Genomic DNA, 4,064 nt, shown 5'->3' on the forward strand with positions numbered 1-4,064 from the left:
CGGTCAGATCGCCGCCGCCGCCCTCGTGCTCCTACACCTGGAAGCCGACCGCACCACGTAACGCACGGTCACCGAACCATTGCCCGGAAAGGCTCACTGCGGCACTGGTCGACTCCCAGTCGCTACGCGGCGCCGAGACCGTCGCACGGTCCAGCCGCGGCTACGACGCCAAGAAGAATATCAACGGCCGTAAACGCCATATCGCGGTCGACACCTGCGGGCTGCTACTCGCGGTCCTCATCACCGGCGCCGGCGATCCCGGGCTCTGGGTGTTCAAAGTCCAAGTTTGCCGGGGTGGCCGACCGGCCGCCGTCGACGATGTCAAGGCGTAGGGGGACTTCGAGTGGTGATCAGGCTATTTCGGTCTGCGGATGTCTTGCCTGCTGTAAGCGAGCGGGAGACCATCGATGGGTCGAACCAGTGTCCCATTAGGAGGTTAAGCATGGCAGCGACGCCGAGGCGCAATGAGGCCCTAAGTGACACCAATGATGCTTTTTCCACGGCAGGCCGTCATCTGCGTCGTCGGACTGTTCTGGCGGCGGTCGTCGGTACGGCCGTGACGGCTGCTGCCGGCCTGGCAGCTGCCGGGCTGCCCGGTTCGGCGTTGGCTGCGGCCCCCGGACCGCGCCTGCGCGGGGATGGGGGGCGGGAGCGCTGGTCGCTGTCCACGGGCGCGAAGACGCTTGCCGTGGCCGGTAACCGGGTGATCATTGACCAAGGCGCGGCGGTCGTTGCGCTTTCTGCCGCAGCCGGGTCGCAGCTGTGGAAGGTGGATCTGCCGCCAGACAAGTTCCGCGGGGTAGAACTAGCTGCCGATGCCCAGCACGTCGCTTTGACTTACGCTGTTAAAGGTTCGGGCCCGGATTCCGGGCCGCGCAATGTTGAGATCCGGGTCTTGAACGTATCGGATGGCAGCCAGCGGTGGGCACAGCCGTTGGGTGGGAAAACCCTGCAACTTCATATTCACGGTGATCGGGTACTGGTCGGTCTCGGTTACACCAAGTCCAGTTTCAAAGATGGCCTCACCTGGCGAGTCACCGACGGCGCCCAGCGTTGGCCTACGGCACGAGATCAGTGGCCCGTTCTGCCGGCCGCCGCCAATGATCATCCGGCTCGCGCGCTGTTCACACCGACAGGGGGGCACTCTGCTCCGCTAGCCCTACGTGACCTGATCACCGGCGTCCCGATCTGGGAGCGCCTGGTGGATAGTGAGTGCCGGCTGTTCTGGAACCGTGGTGATCATCTGGTGGCGCTGCAGGTGGACAGGCAGTACAGGCAAACACTCGTTCAGCTTGACGCCCGCACTGGGGCGCAGGGGTGGGAATTTCCACTCGGCATACCGTCGGTACCCAAGCGTCGAGCCGATCCGCGAGCCGAGAACGACCCGACCCCTGTACCCGTGGTGCTGGCGGGCGCCGTGGCCATCGCCAAGGCAGAAGGAGGTCAGTTGGTCGCCGTCGATCTGCACAGCGGTACTGAAGTCTGGCGTCACACGCTAGGCCGTGAACTCCACGCCTTGGCCGCCACCGACTCACACACACACGTCGTGGCCGATCGCGACAACGGGCCGGCTCTACTGTCACTACACACCGCCAACGGCGCCGCCGCTGCCGCGCCGCTGCCCACCAGCGCGTACACCCGACTGGCCGTAAGCCCCTCAACCCTGTACACCCTCGACGACGGCCACCTCACTGCCCTGCGACCCCAACGATGAGGGCCCCGGCGCGAAAGCGCCGGGGCCCGGGATCCTTGGACAGAACACCGTCTGCCGAAATGTCGGCTTGTCGTTACCGCACCAGCCGAAGCGACGGCAAGTGCGGAGATCGCGTAAGCGTGACCGAACCCACCCCTACCACAGGTGGACTACGGTGTCCGCTCCGCCGCAGAAGGCGACAGACGAGCGGGCGATCTAACGGCGACGTCTCTCCCATACCTCTACTTCAAAAACTCCACCCACTCGTCAGAGCCCCTACGTTCCCGGCCCTAACGACAACCACGGGCGCTCACCTCACTGGGAACCCTCTTACACAACCCCCAGCCGCCCAACGCATAATCACGCCCGGCGTCAAACAACATCCACAAACAACTTCGCCCAAGAACCGGGCTCAAACCAAAGAACGAACAACTTTCGCCCAAGAGCCGGGCTCAACCAGTAGTCCATCACGACCCTGACGGTCGCGCTGCTACGTCTACGTCTTTATGATCTACTCCGTTGACCTGAAGAAACATACCGGCCAGCCCGGCGCATGTCTACTCCCGCCACACCAGCTTTTTCAACGGCGTCGGTAGTCCCCCACCGCCTGACTATGCGACCTCAACGAACGCGACGAGTGGAGATCGCCTCCTCCCCCAAACATGACAGCGGCGCCCCTGACGGCTTCGTCGGGCGCCGCTGTGGCGCGCGCTGCCCAGGCTGGAAAAAAGAGCCAGGACGACCGCGATGGCGCGCATCTGCGGGCCACCGGCGGGCAGGTGCCCAACCTGCCGGCCGGCAGCCCGACGGATGGCTGATCGCGGTCACCTGGCGACCAAAACCAGGGCCTCCCCCGCCCCGAAGTCGCTGGCCGGCCGACGAATCGCCGACGCGCTCGATACGGGGATGCGCGAGGGCGTGCTGATCTGTGAAGTAATCACCAACGGCCCCGCGGCACGGGCACGGCCAAGCTGACAGCATCGAACGAGCCGGTGTCCTCGCGACCCGACGGCCGATGGGCTCACGCGGGGAAACGCCGCGCGAGCGGCTGCTTCCCCGCTCGCCATCGCATCTCACGCCCCGGCGAGTCCGTCGATGCGCTCTCGGATCAGATCGGCATGGCCATTGTGACGCGCGTATTCCTCGATCATGTGAACCATGATCCAACGCAGAGACACTCCCTGATCTCCTACATGGCCAGCCTCCTGCTCAGACAGACGACCGGAGTCGTCCAGCGACGCGGCGGCGATGAGCTCACGGCCCCGAGCGATTTCCGCCTGCCAGGCAGTCATCGCCGCGTCGAGTCCTCGGTCCGGAAGAAGGGAGAATCCGTCGCCGTTGCTCTCCTCGAATACCGGCGGCAGGTCCTGGCCCGCGAACACACGCTGAAACCAGTTGCGTTCCACCTCGGCTAGGTGCTGAACGAGGCCCAACAGGGTCATCGACGATGGCGCCGCTGAGGCCAGTCGTAATTGATCATCTTTCAGGCCCGAGCACTTGAGTACGAGAGTCGCACGGTGAAAGTCGAGCCACGCCTCCAGCATGGCTCGTTCGTCAGCATGTGCAGGCGGGATCGAGCGTCCATCCGGTGTCGTAGTCATAGCCGCACTCTGCCGGATCTGTCACGAGTTGTCAGTGGCTGGTGTCGGCGGCGGCTCGGAGCGGGTGGCGGCGAGTTGGGAGGGCGGGTCGCGGGGCCTGCTGCTTGGCGGCAGCCTGGTCGGTGGCGCCGCGGCTTCGTACGGGTGTGGGTCGGGAGTTGATTGCTGTCCGGTAGTCGAGAGCAACCATGTGAGAGGCGGGGTAGGTCGATGTCTGTGTACCCAACGTCGTTGTCGGGGTCGGCGAGGTTGCTATTCGTCGAGCCGCAGGTGCACGCCCTCGGCGATGTCGACGTAGCGCATCTCGTGCCTGCCGGCGCCCTGCATCGACACGAATCCGCACAGCCGCTTACCCTGGCGGACCAACTGGTCACCGGCTCGGCGCAGCGCCCACGACCGGGTCGCGGGGCGGCTGCGTTACTTGAGGTTCTTCGGTCGGGGCGTAGGCGGACAGTTGGTAGACGCGTAGCCAGGGCCGGGCGGCGATCATCTTGCGCATCTTGCGGGACTTGTGGGCCGGTAACCCGTCCCAGATCAGCACGATCGGCCCGCCAAGCTGTTGGTGGGCGGCGTCGATCATCTCCGCGAACTGCGCTTCGGCAAAGCCCTTGGGCTCGCCTTTGCGGCCACGGTGGAGCATTAGCCGGTAGAGCAGCCGGGAACGGTGTCCCGGCTTGTAGGCGACCATCCCGGCCACCGACATGCGGCGCCCACCACGGCCGGCCACGGTCAGAATCGGGGTAACGCCACGCGGGCCCCAGGTGCGGGCC

The 4,064-nt window shown here is 65.5% G+C and carries 4 protein-coding genes and 1 pseudogene; 2 read left to right on the top strand and 3 right to left on the bottom strand.

Annotated features, from left to right (window positions below; genetic code table 11):
* Positions 1-332: transposase (locus ABD287_RS18645; RefSeq protein ID WP_425565668.1), on the top strand; the 332-nt coding region annotated here is incomplete at its 5' end.
* Positions 333-442: 110 nt separating this feature from the next.
* Positions 443-1,714 carry an outer membrane protein assembly factor BamB family protein gene (locus tag ABD287_RS18160; RefSeq protein ID WP_344174723.1) on the top strand — a complete coding sequence of 424 codons (1,272 nt, stop codon included), beginning with the start codon at positions 443-445 and terminating at the stop codon, positions 1,712-1,714.
* Positions 1,715-2,766: 1,052 nt separating this feature from the next.
* Here the strand turns inward: ABD287_RS18160 and ABD287_RS18165 are convergent.
* From ABD287_RS18165 to ABD287_RS18175, 3 genes and pseudogenes are all read right to left on the bottom strand, one after another.
* Complete coding sequence (locus ABD287_RS18165; protein WP_344174725.1) at positions 2,767-3,294, bottom strand: DinB family protein; 528 nt, start codon at positions 3,292-3,294, stop codon at positions 2,767-2,769.
* 255 nt (positions 3,295-3,549) lie between these two features.
* Positions 3,550-3,696: pseudogene (locus ABD287_RS18170) on the bottom strand (methyltransferase, FxLD system); the annotation flags it as partial.
* On the bottom strand, positions 3,665-4,064 hold a 400-nt coding region (locus ABD287_RS18175; protein ID WP_425565669.1), incomplete at its 5' end, for a hypothetical protein. The pseudogene ABD287_RS18170 and the gene ABD287_RS18175, both read right to left, overlap by 32 nt.

Source organism: Pilimelia columellifera subsp. columellifera (assembly GCF_039532605.1).
In the GTDB taxonomy this organism is placed as follows: Bacteria; Actinomycetota; Actinomycetes; order Mycobacteriales; family Micromonosporaceae; genus Pilimelia; species Pilimelia columellifera.